At 63.5% G+C, this 17392-nt stretch carries 18 protein-coding genes; 3 read left to right on the top strand and 15 right to left on the bottom strand.

Annotated features, from left to right (window positions below; all coding sequences use genetic code 11):
- The first annotated feature begins 7 nt into the window (after positions 1 to 7).
- Positions 8 to 520 (top strand): DUF3299 domain-containing protein, encoded by a 513-nt coding sequence (locus PSTAB_RS03600; protein WP_013981728.1) that lies wholly within the window; start codon positions 8 to 10, stop codon positions 518 to 520.
- A 51-nt stretch (positions 521 to 571) separates the two neighbouring features.
- Here the strand turns inward: PSTAB_RS03600 and PSTAB_RS03595 are convergent, their stop codons facing one another.
- The 6 genes from PSTAB_RS03595 to PSTAB_RS03570 are packed head-to-tail and all read right to left on the bottom strand — an operon-like array spanning position 572 to position 5469.
- Positions 572 to 1663 carry a tetratricopeptide repeat protein gene (locus tag PSTAB_RS03595; RefSeq protein WP_013981727.1) on the bottom strand — a complete coding sequence of 364 codons (1092 nt, stop codon included), beginning with the start codon at positions 1661 to 1663 and terminating at the stop codon, positions 572 to 574.
- A gap of 1 nt (position 1664) precedes the next feature.
- The gene (locus PSTAB_RS03590; protein ID WP_013981726.1) at positions 1665 to 2378 is read right to left on the bottom strand and encodes an energy transducer TonB; all 714 of its coding nucleotides are present in this window, start codon (positions 2376 to 2378) and stop codon (positions 1665 to 1667) included.
- The gene (locus tag PSTAB_RS03585) at positions 2378 to 2791 is read right to left on the bottom strand and encodes an ExbD/TolR family protein (protein WP_013981725.1); all 414 of its coding nucleotides are present in this window, start codon (positions 2789 to 2791) and stop codon (positions 2378 to 2380) included. The genes PSTAB_RS03590 and PSTAB_RS03585 overlap by 1 nt, the downstream gene beginning before the upstream one ends.
- 11 nt (positions 2792 to 2802) lie before the next feature.
- Positions 2803 to 3348 carry a MotA/TolQ/ExbB proton channel family protein gene (locus PSTAB_RS03580; RefSeq protein WP_011912010.1) on the bottom strand — a complete coding sequence of 182 codons (546 nt, stop codon included), beginning with the start codon at positions 3346 to 3348 and terminating at the stop codon, positions 2803 to 2805.
- A complete protein-coding gene (locus PSTAB_RS03575; RefSeq protein WP_013981724.1) occupies positions 3341 to 4687 on the bottom strand; it encodes a MotA/TolQ/ExbB proton channel family protein in 1347 nt (448 codons plus the stop codon). The genes PSTAB_RS03580 and PSTAB_RS03575 overlap by 8 nt, the downstream gene beginning before the upstream one ends.
- A complete protein-coding gene (locus PSTAB_RS03570; RefSeq protein WP_013981723.1) occupies positions 4684 to 5469 on the bottom strand; it encodes a DUF3450 domain-containing protein in 786 nt (261 codons plus the stop codon). Before PSTAB_RS03570 ends, PSTAB_RS03575 begins: the two co-directional genes overlap by 4 nt.
- Before the next feature lie 184 nt (positions 5470 to 5653).
- Between PSTAB_RS03570 and PSTAB_RS03565 the strand changes: the two genes are divergently transcribed.
- A complete protein-coding gene (locus tag PSTAB_RS03565; RefSeq protein WP_013981722.1) occupies positions 5654 to 6331 on the top strand; it encodes an OmpW/AlkL family protein in 678 nt (225 codons plus the stop codon).
- 70 nt (positions 6332 to 6401) lie between these two features.
- Here PSTAB_RS03565 and PSTAB_RS03560 read toward each other — a convergent pair whose 3' ends face one another.
- The 4 genes from PSTAB_RS03560 to PSTAB_RS03545 all read right to left on the bottom strand — a co-directional run bounded on the left by PSTAB_RS03560 (position 6402) and on the right by PSTAB_RS03545 (position 10249).
- Positions 6402 to 7331 carry an NAD-dependent epimerase/dehydratase family protein gene (locus PSTAB_RS03560; protein WP_013981721.1) on the bottom strand — a complete coding sequence of 310 codons (930 nt, stop codon included), beginning with the start codon at positions 7329 to 7331 and terminating at the stop codon, positions 6402 to 6404.
- A complete protein-coding gene (locus PSTAB_RS03555; protein ID WP_017244908.1) occupies positions 7324 to 8208 on the bottom strand; it encodes a sugar nucleotide-binding protein in 885 nt (294 codons plus the stop codon). Before PSTAB_RS03555 ends, PSTAB_RS03560 begins: the two co-directional genes overlap by 8 nt.
- A 10-nt stretch (positions 8209 to 8218) precedes the next feature.
- The gene (locus PSTAB_RS03550; RefSeq protein WP_003281797.1) at positions 8219 to 8710 is read right to left on the bottom strand and encodes a single-stranded DNA-binding protein; all 492 of its coding nucleotides are present in this window, start codon (positions 8708 to 8710) and stop codon (positions 8219 to 8221) included.
- A 171-nt stretch (positions 8711 to 8881) separates the two neighbouring features.
- Positions 8882 to 10249, bottom strand: coding sequence for an MFS transporter (locus PSTAB_RS03545; protein ID WP_013981719.1), 1368 nt, complete (start codon positions 10247 to 10249; stop codon positions 8882 to 8884).
- A 131-nt stretch (positions 10250 to 10380) separates the two neighbouring features.
- Here PSTAB_RS03545 and uvrA point away from each other — a divergent pair, with 131 nt between their 5' ends.
- On the top strand, positions 10381 to 13218 hold the full coding sequence (uvrA, locus tag PSTAB_RS03540; RefSeq protein ID WP_013981718.1) for an excinuclease ABC subunit UvrA: 2838 nt from the start codon (positions 10381 to 10383) through the stop codon (positions 13216 to 13218).
- A gap of 66 nt (positions 13219 to 13284) precedes the next feature.
- On the opposite strand, the gene PSTAB_RS03535 is transcribed toward uvrA, so the two are convergent.
- From PSTAB_RS03535 to rpsK, 5 genes are all read right to left on the bottom strand, one after another.
- On the bottom strand, positions 13285 to 14742 hold the full coding sequence (locus tag PSTAB_RS03535; protein WP_013981717.1) for a catalase: 1458 nt from the start codon (positions 14740 to 14742) through the stop codon (positions 13285 to 13287).
- Between the two features lie 161 nt (positions 14743 to 14903).
- Complete coding sequence (gene rplQ / locus PSTAB_RS03530) at positions 14904 to 15293, bottom strand: 50S ribosomal protein L17 (protein WP_011912000.1); 390 nt, start codon at positions 15291 to 15293, stop codon at positions 14904 to 14906.
- A gap of 45 nt (positions 15294 to 15338) precedes the next feature.
- Positions 15339 to 16340, bottom strand: a complete 1002-nt coding sequence (locus tag PSTAB_RS03525) for a DNA-directed RNA polymerase subunit alpha (RefSeq protein ID WP_003281807.1) — start codon at positions 16338 to 16340, stop codon at positions 15339 to 15341.
- Between the two features lie 22 nt (positions 16341 to 16362).
- Positions 16363 to 16983, bottom strand: a complete 621-nt coding sequence (gene rpsD / locus PSTAB_RS03520; RefSeq protein WP_013981716.1) for a 30S ribosomal protein S4 — start codon at positions 16981 to 16983, stop codon at positions 16363 to 16365.
- Positions 16984 to 17000: 17 nt separating this feature from the next.
- Positions 17001 to 17390, bottom strand: coding sequence for a 30S ribosomal protein S11 (gene rpsK / locus PSTAB_RS03515; RefSeq protein ID WP_003281811.1), 390 nt, complete (start codon positions 17388 to 17390; stop codon positions 17001 to 17003).
- Positions 17391 to 17392 lie beyond the last annotated feature (2 nt).

Below are 17392 nucleotides of genomic sequence, written 5' to 3'. Positions count from 1 at the left end.
GAAGCCCATGCCACGCCTGCTGTTCGCCCTGCTCCTGGCCTGCGCGCTGCCCCTGCACGCGGCTGAAGTCCGTCTGCTGCAATGGTCGGAGCTGATTCCGGAAGGAGCCCCTCCGCCGCCACCGCCGCTGGCGATACATGACATGTCGCAGCTGGCCGATGCGCTCGCCGCCGAGGCCGGCCCGGCCGCGGCACAGCAGTCGCCGGCCGCGCCGGTGGTCGAGGCGCTCGATGGGCAGATGGTGAAATTGCCAGGCTATATCGTGCCGCTGGACATGACCGACGAAGGGCGCGTCATTGAGTTCCTGCTGGTGCCCTATTTCGGCGCCTGCATCCATGTGCCACCACCGCCGTCCAACCAGATCGTGCATGCCACCAGTGAACTGGGCGTGCGGGTAGAAGCGCTGTACGAGCCGTTCTGGATCGAAGGGCCCATGCGCGTCGAGCATGCCAGCAGCGAGCTGGCAGAGGCCGGCTACCGCATGCAGGCGCAGAAGATCTATCCCTACGAGTTGCAGTGACCAGCAGGCGCAGGACGACGGCGATAGTGATCGCCGTGGTCGCCACGCCAATCAGCGGACGCTGGCGACCTGCCGTTCGCGCTCGAAGCTGAGCTCGCCTTCAGCCCACTCCCGCCACTCGCGCACCCAGCGACGCTCCGCTCCGGCTCGCTCCGCCTGTTTCAGCGCTTCGAGCCCGGCCTGCCAGCGGGCCTGTTCCAGTTCGAGCTGTGCGACATTCATCCAGAACTTGGCACTGCCGGTCTGGGTCGCCAACTGCCGATAGATCTTGGCGGCTTCGGTACGCTCACGTGCCTGCCACCAGAGCATGCCCATGCGTTCCTGACGTTGCGCATTGCTCGGCAGCAAGCGCGAGGCAAGCATGCCCTCCAACAGCTTGGCGCCCTGCCAGGGCTGGCCGGCGGCACTGGCCAGCGCGACCAGGTTGTCCAGCTCGGCCTCAGTGAAGCGCAGCCCCTTGGTGTGCGCCGCCCGTAGGGTAGCCAGCGCGCGATCCTCGGCACCGGCCAGCTGCTGAAGGCCGGCGAGCTGCCGCCAGGCCTTGACCTGATCGGGATGGCGCAGCAAGAGTTGCTGTTGCCAGCGTTCGGCGGCCTGATAGCGTTTGAGTTCGGCATTGCCGGCGACCAGGAACTGCAGCCAGGTGTCGCCGGCTTTCGGATTGGCCTGCACGTAACGTTCGGCCAGCGGCAGGGCCTTGGCATGCTGACCGAGCCCCTGATAGGCCTGCACCAGCATCTGCAGGATCTCCTCGTCGGCCTGATTGGCCGAGCCCAGCAGGCTGACGACCTTGGCATAGCGCCCCTCGACCAGGTTCAAGCGTGCCAGATTGAGGCGCTCGCCGGCCAGCAGTTGCTCGTCCAGCTTGCCGCTGGCCACGGCCTTGTCCAGCCACTCCAGCGCCTGCCGGTTGTTGCCTTCGGCCCAGGCCAGATAGCCTCGGCTGCGCCAGAGCAAAGCCTCTTCGTTGCTCCCCGGCTTGGCGCTCGCGCCGTCCAGCGCCTTGCGTGCAGCCGCATAGTCGCCCTTGCTCTGCGCGGTCTGCGCTCGCTCGAGCGCCATGAACACGGCCGGGTCGATGGCCTGGGCAGCCTGGACCGAAGCAGCGAGGAAAAGGGTCAGCACAAGCAGCAGACGAAGCATTTCAGCGTTCTCCTTGCAGGCGGAAGTGCAGGGTTTTAACGGCTTCTCGGGATACCGGCGCGCCGTTCTCGGTACGCGGGGCGAAACGCCAGCGGGCCGCAGCACGCCGGGCCTCGCGATCGAACACGTTGCGTGGTGACGCCTCCAGTACGCGGATGTTCTCCACCCGCCCCTGGGGATTGATGGTGAAGGCAAGCTTGATATGGCCCTCGATGCCCTGCTGCCGTGCTCGATAGGGATACTCCGGACGCACGTCGTTGAGCGGCATGACTTCCTGCTCGGGGCCACCCGGCTTGCCAGCCGCCTCGACCGCCGCGCTAGCCGGTGCCGGAGCGGCCGCAGGCGTGCTCTGCGCAGCGGTCAGGCCGGTCAGGCTGGGCGCCGGCGCGGTCGCAACCGAAATGCCCGCATCGATGCTCGGCAGATCGAGGTCGAGCTTCGGCAGGTTGGCATCCGGCGTGGCCATGTTCGGCGTCGGCGGCGTCGGCGGTTGCGGCGTCTTCGGCTGTGGCGGTTGCGGCGCCTGCTGGCGAGTGCGCGTGACGCTGTCTTCGTTGCGTCCATCCATACGCACGAAATTGGCGATGGCCAGCGGGTCTTCCTGAATCTTGCTGCGCGGTGGATTGACCATGCTCAGCATCAGGGCGAACAGCAGCAGCGCCACCACGCAGGCGGCGACAAAAGCCAGACTGAAACGGACCAGCCGCGGTTGCATCAGCGCGACCCCGTGCTGGCAGCCAGCGCCACGTCCTGCACGCCGGCCTGGCGCGCCTGGTCCATCACCTGCACCACAAGGCCGGTGCGGGCATCCTGGTCTGCCTGGACAACCACCGCGCCCTCGGGCTGATCCACCCGCATCCGCTCGACATGGGCGCGGACGCTGCGCACGTCCACCGCCTGCTTGTCGATCCAGACCTGCCCATCGGCGGTGACGGCGATAAGGATGTTGCCCTTGTCCTGCGTGCTCGCGGTATCGGCCTGCGGGCGCTGGACCTCGACACCCGACTCCTTGATGAAGGAGCTGGTGACGATGAAGAAGATCAGCATGATGAAGACCACGTCGAGCATCGGCGTGAGATCGATACCGGTGTCTTCTTCCTGCTGGTAATGGTGACGACGCATACGCATCCCGCTAATCCTCAATCGTGACGCAGCTGGTCGGCCAGCCGGTCGAGAGACTGGCGCGCGATTCGCTCGAGGCGCGCCAGACTGAACAATCCCGTGATGGCCAGCACCATGCCGGCCATGGTCGGCAGGGTCGCCTGCCAGACGCCCGCAGCCATGCCGCGAGGGTTGCCGGTGCCGCTGAGCGCCAGCACATCGAAAACCGCGATCATGCCGCTGACCGTGCCCAGCAGGCCGAGCAGCGGATACATCGCAACCAGCGTCTTGCTCAACCGCAGCGGGCCGGACAGCTGCTGCTGTGCCTGCGCCAGCCAGGCCAGGCGCACGGCGCGCTGCCAGCTGCCGGGCTCATCGGCCAGCTGCGCCCAGGCCTGCCGGCGCGACTCGACCCAATGCGGGAAGACCCGACGCATGAACCACAGGCGCTCGAACACCAGCGTCCAATACAGCACGCACAGGCCGGCCAATGCCCACATCACCACCCCACCCGCGGTCATGAAGTCGAGCAGCGCGTGACCGCTGTCGACAACACTCAGCCAGTGAGCGCGCAGATCAGTCACGGCGCGGTGCTCCGGACAGATGCAGCGCGATCAGCCCGGCGCTCTGCTGCTCCAGCAGCTGGATCAGCGCCTTGCTGCGGCTGGCCAACAGGCTGTGCAGGAACAGCAGCGGAATCGCCACCACCAGGCCCAGCACTGTAGTCACCAGCGCCTGGGAAATGCCGTCGGCCATCAGCCGCGAATCGCCGCCACCACTCTGGGTGATGGCCTGGAAGGTGATGATCATGCCGGTCACGGTACCCAGCAGGCCGAGCAGCGGCGCCACGGCGGCGAGCAGCTTGAGTAGCGGTTGGCCACGCTCCAGCGGCGGGGTTTCCTGCAGGATGGCTTCGTCCAGCTTGAGCTCCAGCGTCTCCAGGTCCGACAGCTGCGGCTTGGGCCCCAGCACGCCGATGATGCGGCCGAGCGGGTTGTCGTCGCGCGGATGATTGAGCTCGCGCATCTGACTTCCAACCTTGCGGCCAATGCCACCGAGATAGACCATGCGCCAGATCGCCAGCAGCAGACCGATGGCGCCGAGCACCAGGATCACGCCACCGACCAGACCGCCCTGCTTGACTCGATCCCACAGGTCCGGCTGGCGCTGCAACTGCGCCAGCAGGGTACCCCGGCTCGGGTCGACAGGCAGCGTGGCCAGGGCATCGGAGCTTTTCAGGTAATCCTCGATCAGGCCCGTGCCGGAAGGCTGACGCGGCGGCACCAGCAGCTCCCCGGCATCAGCGTCGTAGCGCAGGAAGGCGTCGCTGGTAAAGGCGGAGAAGCTGCCGACACGCAGTACCGGCTGCTCGCTGCGCGCACCGTCGGTGCCCACCACCGGAAGTTGCACGCGCTCGACGCGGCCGCTGGCCGCCAGGTCTTCGAGGAGGGTCATCCAGAAGGCATCGAGGTCATCGGCTGATGGCAAGGCACGACTTTCGGCCAGGCTGCGCAGCTGCTTGAGTCGCTCGGGATACTGGGCATTGAGCAGGCTATCCTGCCACTGGCCGGCGATATCACCGGCACTCTGCCGCACCACGCCGAACAGCTCGCCGAGATGACCGACACGCTGTGCCAGCAGCTTTTCCTGCTCGGCCAGCTCCGCTTCCTGGCGGTCGAATTCAGCCTTCAGCCGCTCGGCCTCGGCCTTCTGCTCGGCGAGGGCGGCCCGTGCGCGTGACAGCAGTTGCTGCTGCTCGCCACGGTCACGCACGAAGGCCTGCTCGCGGGTCTGCATGGCGCTGACCTCGGCCGCGCGGTCGCTGCGAATGCGCTCGAGCAGCTGGTCGGGACTGAGCGGCTCCGCCGCATGAGAGGTGAGCGGCAGCAGCGCGACAAGGAACAGGGAAAACAGACGGCTCATTGCGCGGCCTCCTCGGCCAGGGTCTTCACGGGCAGTTGCAGATATGCGGGCGCCTGCTGCTGGCGGGCAATGGCGATGGCCTGGGTCAGCGGCCGTCGGGCGCTGCCATCGAGCACTTCCCAGCTGCGCGTCTGCGGGTTCCACCAGCCGCTCTCGTGGGCATCGAGGGTCTGGTAATAGAGCATCACCCGGCCCAGACGGAGGAACTCGACGCTACGCGAATCGCCATTGCCCGGCAGTTCGCCGCGCCAGGCTTCCAGTGTGCGGCCGTAGTCGCTTTCGATCTGATAGGCCTCGAGGATGCGCCGGTACTTCTCCGCCAGACTGACGTCGGCACGCGGCAGCAGGTCCTGCAGGCCGGCCAGGCGATCAGCGCGCTCCTCGGGCAGGAACGGCAAGTCGGCTGCGATGAACTCGCCGAGCACCTCGACCATGCGACTCATTTGCGGCGTTACCGCTTCCTGGGTGCGCTCGATGCTGTCCAGCTGGCGCTGGAAGCCCACCAGTTCCTTGCGCTGCGCAGCGGTCAATTCCTGCAGCTGCTTGTTGTAGGCCTTCAGGGCTTCGGTCTGCTGCAGCGCGTTGCGGTACTCGGTGAGCATCTCGCGCGTGGCGTCGTCGAGCTGATCGATCCGCGCTTGCGAAGCCTTGGCTTCGGCAGACAGGCGCTCGCTCTCATCGAGCGCAGCGTCCAGCGGGGCCGCGGAGAGCGACCCGGCATACAGGTGCAGGCAGCACGGCAGCACGGCAACCGCCAACAGGCGGGGGATGAAGGAAGGCATGGAGGGGTCCTTGCAGACGGTCGTTAACTCAAAAGAGAAACATTATCATCTGTGAATTGACGCAAAGCAACCCGGGCATTACGTCGCAGCTGACGACGCGGCTTTCATTGAGCTGGATCAAAAAGCCCAAGCGCCCACTGCCTACCATGGCCCCCAATCGCATTCCAACAAACGGAGCATCATCATGCGCAAGACCCTGTTCACCGCTTCCGCGCTGGCCCTGGCGCTGGCCGCCCCCTTCGCCCAGGCTTTCGAAGCCGGGGACATCATCGTTCGCGCTGGTGCGGTTACCGTTGATCCGCGTGAAGACAGCAGTTCTATCTCTACCGCACTGACCGGTCCAATTGCCGGTACCAAGGCTACGCTCGACAGCGACACTCAGTTGGGCCTCAACTTCGCCTACATGATCACCGACAAGGTAGGGATCGAACTGCTGGCCGCTACGCCGTTCAGCCACGACGTTGGCGTCAAAGGCCTTGGCGCACCACTGGACGGGAAGTTCGGAACTATCAAGCATCTGCCGCCGACCCTGAGCGTTATCTACTACCCGCTGGATAAAACGTCGGCTTTCCAACCGTACGTTGGGGCTGGCGTTAACTACACATGGTTCTTCGACGACAAGTTGAGCAGCCAGGCTGAGGGGAATGGTTTCAACGGCCTGGACCTGAAAGATTCTTGGGGCCTGGCCGCACAAGTAGGCATGGATTACATGCTCACAGACAACATCATGCTCAACGCTCAGGTTCGCTATATCGACATCGATACTGAAGCTACTTCCAACCACGCGGTACTGGGCAAGGTCAAAGTCGACGTAGACGTCGACCCCTTCGTCTACATGGTCGGCCTCGGCTACAAGTTCTGACGAATCGGCCTGACCGAGTCGCAGACAGACAAAAGGCGCCATTGGCGCCTTTTGTCTTTTCCGGTTTCGCTTACTTGCCCAATAAACGGGCCAGCCCTTCGCGCATGCTGGTCGGCGGTTCTGGCACGCGGTAGCGCTGAACCAGTCGCGCATTGTTCGCCCGCGAATGACGGATGTCTCCCGAGCGCGCCGCCTGATAGCTCACCTCGGGCAGATCCCCCAGCACATCGCCAATCGCGTCGAGCAGCTCGTTCAACGACGTCGCCTTGTTGAGCCCAACGTTCACCGCCCCTTCCGGCGCATCCGGCGCTTCGAGTGCCTGCACCAGCACCTCGACCAGATCCCCTACATAGATGAAATCCCGCGTCTGCTCCCCATCGCCGAACACCGCAATCGGCAGTCCCTTCTGCGCCCGCTCGGTGAAGATGCTGATCACCCCGGAATAGGGCGACGACGGATCCTGCCGCGGGCCGTAAACATTGAAGAAGCGGAACACCACCGGCTCCAGACCATGCTGGCGCCGATAGAAATCTAGGTAGTGCTCACTGGCCAGCTTGTCCGCGGCGTAGGGGGTAAGCGGCGCCTTCGCGGTGCCTTCATCGATGGCCTGACCTTCCCCGTTGTTGCCATAGACCGCCGCGCTCGAGGCAAACAACACTCGCTGCACGCCTGCCTCACGCATCGCTTCGCATAGATTGAGCGTGCCGATCAGGTTGCTCTGATGCGTACCGAGCGGATCGTCCACCGACGCTTGCACCGAGGCCACCGCGGCCAGATGCACCACGGCGCGACAACCCTGCACCGAGCGACGCACGCATTCGGCGTCGGCGACATCACCGACGATGAGCTCGACGCGCTCATCCTGTGGCAGGTTCTCACGCTTGCCAGTGGACAGATTGTCCAGCACTCGAACGGCGTAACCGCGTGCCAGCAGTGCATCGACCAGGTTGGAGCCGATGAAGCCGGCGCCACCTGTGATCAGGATCGGGGCATCAGCCATGGCGGTAATAACGCTCCAGCAGGCTCGGCAGGCCGGTGCGCCAGGCACGCGGCTTGATACCGAAGGTGGTGAATATCTTCTTGCAGGCCAGCACACCGTGCTGCGGCTCAGCCGCGGCATCCGAACAGTCGGCGTGAGCGACCGGCGTCAGCTTGGCGGTCGTCACATCGCGATACTTGGCGGCCTCGCCAAGCAGCGCCTGCGCGACCAGCAGCGGCGTCGAAGCTTCGTGGCCGCCGTAATGGTAGGTGCCCCACAACGGGGCCTGGCAATCGAGCTGCTTGAGCACTGCAAGAATGACTCTCGCAGCGTCATCCACCGGCGTCGGATTGCCACGGCGATCGTCCGCCAGCAGGATCGCCTCGCTCTGCTCCAGCCGTTGCAGAACACGCCCCAGCACACCGTCACGACTGTCGTCGAGCAGCCAGCCGAAACGCAACAGCACATGACGCGGGCACAGCGCCCGCACGCTCTGCTCGATGCGCCAGAGCGCCTGCCCCCGGGCATCCAGCGGCGCGACCTCATCCTTTTCGCTGTAGGCAGTGGTGCGCGCGCCATCGAACACGCGGTAGCTCGAAGGCTGCAGGAGAACGAAATCGTGGTGCTGGCACAGCTCGGCAAGCCGCTCCACAGCGCGCTCCTGAGCCGCGAGCGCCGGTTCGTTGGGCTGCCCGCTCTGGAACCAGTCGTAGTAATAGGCGAGGTTGATGACGACATCCGGACGGTTGTCGTCGAGCAACTGGGTAAGACTGGCGGCATCCCAGCCCTGGGCGGGCGGGCGCGGCGCGAGAAAACCGATGTCTTCCTCGGCGCCGAGGCGGATGAGCGCCTGGCCCAGGGCATTGCCGCCGCCCAACAGCATCAGGCGCATTCGCATTCAGGAAACTCTAGAAGGGGATGTCGTCATCGAAGCTGTCATAGTCCGGCGCTGGCTGCTGCCGTGCGGCCGGCTGCTGCGGCTGAGCCTGCTGACGCGGAGCCTGTTGCGGCTCGCGCTGCGGGCGCGGCTGACGTGGCGCGTCATCGGAACTGCCGCCACGGCCGCCGAGCAGCTGCATGGTGCCATTCATGTCGACGACGATTTCGGTGGTGTAGCGCTTGACGCCATCCTTTTCCCACTCGCGAGTCTGCAGGCGACCTTCGATGTAGCACTGCGAACCCTTGCGCAGGTACTCGCCGGCGATCTCGGCGACCTTGCCGAACAGCACCACACGGTGCCACTCGGTGCGCTCCTGAAGCTGACCGGTCTGCTTGTCCTTCCAGCTGTCGGTGGTTGCCAGCGTGATGTTGGTCACCGCATTGCCATTGGGCATGTAGCGGGTTTCCGGGTCGCCGCCGACATTGCCGATCAAGATGACTTTGTTCACCCCTCTGGCCATGGGTAACTCCTCTTGGAACATTGAATTTAAGTGGGCTCACCGATGGCGATCCTGCTACCAGGAGACCCGATGACCGCGAATCTTACCTCAGCCACCCCTGACAACCAACCAACGCGCCAGCAAGTTGCGTCGCCGTGCGCAGCACCACGGCCGCGACGAGCGTCGTGTTGGTCAGGCGACCAAACGATCCAGCGCGTCGCGATCCAGCACCAGGGTATCGACCTTCACATAGGCGGCCGCCTCGTCGAGCACGATCAGCACATCGCTCACGCCGGGCACGTGCAGCAGGTCGGCCTCGAGCCGGGTGTTGCTCAGCGCGCCGGCCGAAAGCGGCAGGCGCAGGCTGGTGACATAGGGAGGCTCGCGCATGCTGAAGGCGATCACGAACCACAGTGCGCAGAGTGCCACGCAGCCAGCGAACACCAGGGCCAGCCCGCCCTGCTGATAGAGCATGCCGCCCAGGACGCCGCCCAGCCCGGCACCGAGGAACTGACTGGTGGAGTAGACCCCCATGGCGGTGCCCTTGCCACCTGCCGGCGCCACCTTGCTGATCAGCGACGGCAACGACGCCTCAAGCAGATTGAAGGCGACGAAGAAGGCAACCATGCCCACCACCAGCATCCACAGGCCGTTGCCGAACCACCAGAAGAACAGCTCGCACAGCAGCAGCGCACAGACGGCACCGAGCAGCACGCGGCGCATCTGGCGCTTCTTCTCGCCATAGATGATGAACGGAATCATGCCGAAGAAGCCGATCAGCAGCGCAGTCAGGTAGACCCACCAATGCTCGTCCTTGGGCAATGCGCCCTGCTCCACCAGCGCCAGCGGCAGCGCGACGAAGCTCGCCATGAGAATCGCGTGTAATGCCAGGATGCTGAAATCCAGGCGCAGCAGGTCTGGATGACGCAACGTCAGACCCAGCGCCTGCCGGGCGACCCCGGATTCCCGATGACGGACATGGGCCTGGGCCTTGGGCAGCAGCGCAACGATGAGCCCGCCAACCACTGCCATCGCCGCCGTCACCCAGAACAACCCGGAAAGACCGAAGGCACGCGTCAACAGGGGGCCGATGATCATGGCCACGGCAAAGGAGAAGCCGATGCTCACCCCGATCAGCGCCATCGCCTTGGTCCGGTGTTGCTCGCGGGTCAGGTCGGACAGCAACGCCATCACCGCGGCGGAGATCGCGCCGGCGCCCTGCAGCACCCGCCCCGCGACCACACCCCAGATGCTGTCGGACATCGCCGCCAGAACCGCGCCGGCGGCGAAGATCGCCAGACCGAAATAGATGATCGGCAGGCGCCCGATGCGGTCAGAGAGAATGCCGAAGGGAATTTGCAGCAGCGCCTGGGTCAAACCATAGGCACCGATGGCAAGGCCGATCAGGGTCGGCGTAGCGCCTTCCAGGTCCATGCCGTAGGTTGCCAGCACGGGCAAAACCATGAACATGCCGAGCATGCGAAAAGCGAACACCAGCGCCAGCCCGGAAGCTGCGCGTTTTTCGCTGGCGCTCATGCGCTCGCTGTAGGGGTCCTGCATGGAGGGTCTCGCTTGTATGAACCGGCGGCGATTCTAGCAGCCCTCCCCCGCTCGGCACAGGCGCGCGGTTTTGCCGCGACTATCACCCCGGCCGTATACTTTCGGGTTTCCGCCCGCCACGCGAGGCTGTTTTGGACAAGATTCTGATTCGTGGGGCACGCACCCACAACCTGAAGAACATCGACCTCACCCTGCCACGCGACAAGCTGATCGTCATCACCGGCCTCTCCGGCTCCGGCAAGTCTTCGCTGGCGTTCGACACGCTTTATGCCGAAGGCCAGCGCCGCTACGTCGAATCGCTCTCGGCCTACGCCCGACAGTTCCTTTCGATGATGGAAAAGCCCGACGTGGACACCATCGAAGGGCTTTCTCCGGCCATTTCGATCGAACAAAAGTCGACATCGCACAACCCGCGCTCCACCGTCGGCACCATCACCGAGATCTACGATTACCTGCGCCTGCTCTACGCGCGGGTCGGCACACCACGCTGCCCGGACCATGACGCGCCGCTGGAAGCGCAAACCGTCAGTCAGATGGTCGACCAAGTCCTGGCGCTGCCAGAAGGGCGCAAGCTGATGCTGCTGGCACCCGTCATTCGCGAGCGAAAGGGCGAGCACCTGGCCGTGTTCGACGAGCTCCGGGCCCAGGGCTTCGTTCGCGCCCGCGTCAACGGCCGCCTCTACGAGCTGGACGAACTGCCCAAGCTGGACAAACAGAAGAAGCACTCCATCGATGTCGTGGTGGATCGCTTCAAGGTTCGCGGCGACCTGCAGCAGCGTCTGGCCGAATCCTTCGAGACGGCGCTGAAACTGGCGGACGGCATCGCGCTGGTCGCGCCCATGGATGAGGACGAAGAAAGCGAGGAGATGATCTTCTCCGCACGCTTCGCCTGCCCGATCTGCGGTCACTCCATCAGCGAGCTGGAACCCAAGCTGTTCTCCTTCAACAACCCGGCAGGTGCCTGCCCGACCTGCGATGGCCTGGGCGTGAAGCAGTTCTTCGATGCCAAGCGCCTGGTCAACGGCGAGCTCACCCTGGCCGAAGGTGCGATCCGCGGCTGGGACCGGCGCAACGTCTATTATTTCCAGATGCTCGGCTCGCTGTCCTCGCATTACGGGTTCAGTCTGGACGAGCCCTTCGACTCGCTGGCCGCCGAGCATCAGAAGTTCATCCTGCGCGGAAGCGGCCGGGAGAATGTCGAGTTTCGTTACCTCAATGACCGCGGGGACATCGTCAGGCGCTCGCATCCGTTCGAAGGCATCATCCCCAACCTCGAACGCCGCTACCGCGAGACCGAGTCCACTTCGGTGCGCGAAGAGCTGGCGAAGTACCTCAGCACTCAGCCCTGCCCGGAATGCCGCGGCACCCGCCTGCGCCGCGAGGCTCGCCACGTGTGGGTTGGCGACAAGACACTGCCGGCGGTCACGGCACTGCCCATCGGCGACGCCACCGATTATTTCGGCGGACTCTCGCTCAGCGGTCGTCGCGGCGAAATCGCCGACAAGATCCTCAAGGAGATCCGCGAGCGTCTGCAATTCCTGGTCAATGTCGGCCTCGACTACCTGACCCTCGACCGCAGTGCGGATACGCTGTCCGGCGGCGAGGCCCAGCGCATCCGACTGGCGAGCCAGATCGGCGCCGGCCTGGTCGGTGTGATGTACATCCTCGATGAGCCCTCGATCGGCCTGCACCAGCGCGACAATGAGCGCCTGCTGGGCACCCTTCGTCACCTGCGCGACATCGGCAACACGGTGATCGTGGTCGAGCATGACGAGGACGCCATCCGCCTTGCCGACTACGTGGTGGACATTGGCCCGGGGGCCGGGGTGCATGGTGGCCGCATCGTCGCCGAGGGTACCCCCGACGAGGTGATGGCGCACCCGGACTCCCTGACCGGCAAGTACCTCTCCGGCCGGGTGACGATCAATTACCCACCGGAACGCACCCGTCGCGACCCGAAAAAGCTGCTCAAGCTCAAGGGCGCCCGCGGCAACAACCTGCGTAACGTCGATCTGGAGATCCCGGTGGGGCTGCTGACCTGCATCACCGGCGTATCCGGCTCGGGCAAGTCGACGCTGATCAATAACACGCTGTTCCCGATCACTGCCACGGCGCTCAATGGCGCGTCCACCCTGGAAGTGGCGCCCTACGACAGCTTCGACGGCCTGCAGCACCTCGACAAGGTCGTCGACATCGACCAGAGCCCCATCGGCCGCACCCCACGCTCCAACCCGGCGACCTACACCGGCCTGTTCACGCCCATCCGCGAACTCTTTGCCGGGGTACCGGAGGCCCGCTCGCGCGGTTACGGGCCAGGACGCTTCTCCTTCAATGTAAAGGGCGGCCGCTGCGAAGCCTGCCAGGGCGACGGTGTGATCAAGGTGGAAATGCATTTTCTACCGGACATCTACGTCCCCTGCGACGTGTGCAAGGGCAAGCGCTACAACCGCGAGACACTGGAGGTGAAGTACAAGGGCAAGAGCATCACCGAGGTACTGGACATGACCATCGAGGAAGCTCGCGAATTCTTCGACCCAGTGCCGGCAGTTGCACGCAAGCTGCAAACCCTGATGGACGTCGGGCTGTCGTACATCAAGCTAGGGCAGAGCGCGACCACGCTGTCCGGGGGCGAGGCACAACGGGTGAAGCTGTCCCGCGAGCTGTCCAAACGCGACACCGGCAAGACCCTGTACATCCTCGACGAGCCCACCACCGGCCTGCACTTCGCCGACATCCAGCAGCTACTCGATGTGCTGCATCGCCTGCGCGACCACGGCAACACGGTGGTGGTTATCGAGCACAACCTGGACGTGATCAAAACCGCTGACTGGCTGGTGGACCTCGGCCCGGAAGGCGGCTCCAAGGGCGGTCAGATCATCGCCAGCGGCACACCGGAAGAGGTCGCGGAAATGTCGCAGTCGCACACCGGGCATTTCCTCAAACCGCTGCTGGAGCGCGACCGTCACTGACGACCAGCCGCAAAAAAGCCGGGCTCTTCCGGGGCCCGGCTTCTGCGCTCTACGGCTCGGTACAGCTTAGGCGACTTCGTTCGGGTCGATCCCCAGTCCCCGGGCGATACCCGCCCCGTATGCCGGGTCGGCCTTGAAGAAGTGCCCCAGCTGGCGCAACTGCACGTCACGCGAGACGCCTGCCATCGCACCGACAATATTGCCGATCAGCAGGTTCTGCTGCTCAGCTGTCATCAGACGGAACAGAGCTCCCGCCTGACTGAAATAGTCGTCATCGGCCCTGTGGTCATATCGGTCAGCCGCACCGGAGAGCACAAGCGCCGGTTCGGCGTACTGCGCTGCCTGCTTGGGGGCGTCGCTGTAGCTGTTCGGCTCGTAGTTGGGCGCCGAACCACCGTTGCCATCAAAACGCATCGCGCCATCACGCTGATAGTTGTGGACCGGGCAACGCGGCGCATTGACCGGAAGCTGCTGATGGTTGGTGCCGACGCGGTAGCGATGGGCATCGGCGTAAGCGAATACCCGCCCCTGAAGCATGCGATCCGGCGACAGGCCGATACCCGGGACGACGTTGCTCGGGGCAAAGGCAGCCTGTTCGACCTCGGCGAAATAGTTCTGCGGATTGCGATTCAGCTCGACCATCCCCACTTCGATCAGCGGAAACTCCTTCTGCGACCAGACCTTGGTGACGTCGAAAGGATTTTCGGCACGGCTGGCCGCCTCCGCCTCGCTCATCACCTGGATGCAGAGCTTCCACCTGGGGAACTCGCCCCGCTCGATCGCGTGGAAAAGATCCCGCTGCGCATAATCGGGATCGCTGCCGGCAAGGCGTGCTGCCTCGCTCGGATGCAGGTTTCTGATCCCTTGCATGCTCTTGAAGTGGAACTTCACCCAGTGCCGCTCGCCTTCACTATTGACCAGGCTGAAGGTGTGACTGCCGAAGCCGTGCATGAACCGATAACCATCGGGGATGCCACGATCGGAAAACAGGATGGTGACCTGATGCAACGCCTCGGGCGAGTGCGACCAGAAATCCCACATCATCTGCGGGCTCTTCAGATTGCTCCATGGGTCACGCTTTTGCGTATGGATGAAATCCGGAAATTTCAGCGGATCGCGGATGAAGAAGACCGGCGTGTTGTTACCCACGACGTCCCAATTGCCTTCCTCGGTATAGAACTTCACCGCGAAGCCGCGAGGATCACGCTCGGTATCCGCCGAGCCGCGCTCACCCCCTACTGTGGAAAAGCGCAGGAACAGGGGCGTTTGCTTGCCAACGGACTCGAACAACTTGGCACAGGTCAGGTGAGTTATGTCTGCGGTCACGGTTAGCGTGCCATAGGCCCCAGAGCCCTTGGCGTGCACACGACGCTCCGGAATGACTTCGCGGTTGAAATGGGCGAGCTTTTCGACCAAGTAGAAGTCATCCAGCAACAAAGGGCCACGAGGCCCGGCTGAACGAGAATTCTGATTGTCGGCAACGGGGGCGCCACCAGCGGTGGTGAGGGTCTTGCCTTGGCTCATGCTGTATCTCCTTGTACATACCGGTTAAGTCGGCTTGAGGAGAATTCTAACGAGACGCCAATAAAGAACTAATTTATTAAACGAACCAAGCTGATAGAGCAGCACCATCGTTCAGACAATAAAAAACCGGGCCTAGGCCCGGTTCTTCATACAGCGGCCGATTACTCGGCTGCGGCTTCAACCTCACCAGCGACCGGACGGTCAACCAGCTCGACGTAAGCCATAGGTGCGTTGTCCCCTGCGCGGAAACCGCACTTGAGGATGCGCAGATAGCCGCCCTGACGGGTGGCGTAGCGCTTGCCCAGATCGTTGAACAGCTTGCCTACAGCAGCTTTCGAACGGGTACGGTCGAAAGCCAGGCGGCGGTTGGCAACGCTGTCTTCCTTGGCCAGGGTGATCAGCGGCTCGGCAACGCGACGCAGTTCTTTGGCCTTGGGCAGGGTGGTCTTGATCAGTTCGTGCTCGAACAGCGACACCGCCATGTTCTGGAACATGGCCTTGCGGTGGGCGCTGGTGCGGCTCAGATGACGGCCACTTTTACGATGACGCATGATTGAAATTCCTTACCAAACGTTCAGTTCGGTTACTGGGGGCGATCAGGCAGTGGCCTTATCGTCCTTCTTGAGACTTGCCGGCGGCCAGTTATCCAGGCGCATACCGAGGGACAAACCACGCGAAGCCAGAACGTCCTTGATCTCGGTCAGGGACTTCTTGCCCAGGTTCGGCGTTTTCAACAGCTCTACTTCGGTGCGCTGAATCAGATCACCAATGTAGTAGATGTTCTCTGCCTTGAGGCAGTTGGCCGAACGTACGGTCAGTTCCAGGTCGTCCACCGGACGCAACAGGATCGGATCGATCTCGTCTTCCTGCTCGACAACCACCGGCTCGCTGTCGCCCTTCAGGTCGACGAACGCAGCCAGCTGCTGTTGCAGGATGGTCGCTGCACGACGGATCGCCTCTTCGGGATCCAGGGTGCCGTTGGTTTCCAGGTCAATGACCAGCTTGTCCAGGTTGGTGCGCTGCTCGACACGAGCATTCTCGACCACATAAGCCACGCGACGAACCGGGCTGAAGGTGGCGTCGAGCTGAAGACGACCGATGCTACGGCTCTCATCTTCATCACTCTGACGCGAGTCAGCAGGCTCGTAACCACGGCCGCGAGCGACCTTGAGCTTCATGTTGATCGAGCCGTTTGCCGCCAGGTTGGCGATCAGGTGATCGCCATTGACGATTTCGACATCGTGATCCAGCTGGATATCGGCAGCGGTAACAGCGCCCGCGCCCTTCTTCACCAGGCTCAAGGTCACTTCATCACGGCCGTGCAGCTTGATGGCGATACCTTTGAGGTTGAGCAGGATTTCGATTACATCTTCCTGCACGCCCTCGATGGCGCTGTACTCGTGGAGCACACCGTCGATCTCAGCCTCGACCACAGCGCAGCCGGGCATGGAGGACAACAGAATACGACGCAGCGCGTTGCCCAGGGTGTGGCCAAAACCACGCTCGAGGGGCTCGAGAGTGATCTTGGCACGGGTCGGACTGACCACCTGCACATCAATATGGCGGGGGGTCAGGAACTCATTTACCGAACTCTGCATGGATACACCTATTTTCTAGCCCTTACTTGGAGTAGAGCTCGACAATCAGGTTTTCGTTGATGTCGGCGGACAGATCGCTGCGAGCCGGAACATTCTTGAAAACACCAGATTTCTTGTCGGTATCTACTTCGACCCATTCAACGCGGCCGCGCTGAGCGCACAGCTCGAGGGCCTGGGCGATACGCAGCTGATTACGGCACTTCTCGCGAACCGCAACCACGTCACCGGCCTTGACCTGGTACGACGGGATGTTCACGGTCTGACCGTTGACGGTGATCGACTTGTGCGAGACCAGCTGGCGCGATTCGGCACGAGTGGAGCCGAAGCCCATGCGATACACGACGTTGTCCAGACGGCACTCGAGCAGCTGCAGCAGGTTCTCGCCGGTAGCGCCCTTGCGGCTGGCAGCTTCCTTGTAGTAACCGCTGAACTGACGCTCCAGCACACCGTAGATACGGCGCACTTTCTGCTTCTCGCGCAGCTGGGTGCCGTAGTCGGACAGGCGGCCACGACGCTGGCCGTGCACACCTGGCGGAGTTTCAATGTTGCACTTGGATTCGAGCGCGCGCGCACCACTCTTCAGGAAGAGATCAGTGCCTTCACGACGAGACAGTTTGCACTTGGGACCAATATAACGAGCCATTCTTTACTGTCTCCTGATTACACGCGGCGCTTCTTCGGCGGACGGCACCCGTTGTGCGGGATCGGCGTCACGTCGGTGATGCTGGCGATTTTATAACCACATGCGTTCAAAGCACGCACGGCGGACTCACGACCCGGGCCCGGGCCCTTGACGTTGACGTCTAGGTTCTTCAGGCCGTACTCCAGAGCAGCCTGGCCAGCGCGCTCTGCAGCGATCTGGGCAGCGAACGGAGTGCTCTTACGCGAGCCGCGGAAACCGGAACCACCCGAGGTAGCCCAGGACAGCGCATTGCCCTGACGATCGGTGATGGTCACGATGGTGTTGTTGAAAGAAGCGTGGATGTGGGCGATGCCATCAACCACTGTCTTTTTGACTTTTTTACGAGGACGAGCAGCAGGTTTTGCCATGA

The sequence above is a fragment of the Stutzerimonas stutzeri genome (assembly GCF_000219605.1).
GTDB classification, from domain to species: domain Bacteria; phylum Pseudomonadota; class Gammaproteobacteria; order Pseudomonadales; family Pseudomonadaceae; genus Stutzerimonas; species Stutzerimonas stutzeri.
The sequence above is the reverse complement of the archived record's forward strand: the minus strand, read 5'-3'. Positions and strand labels throughout refer to the sequence as shown.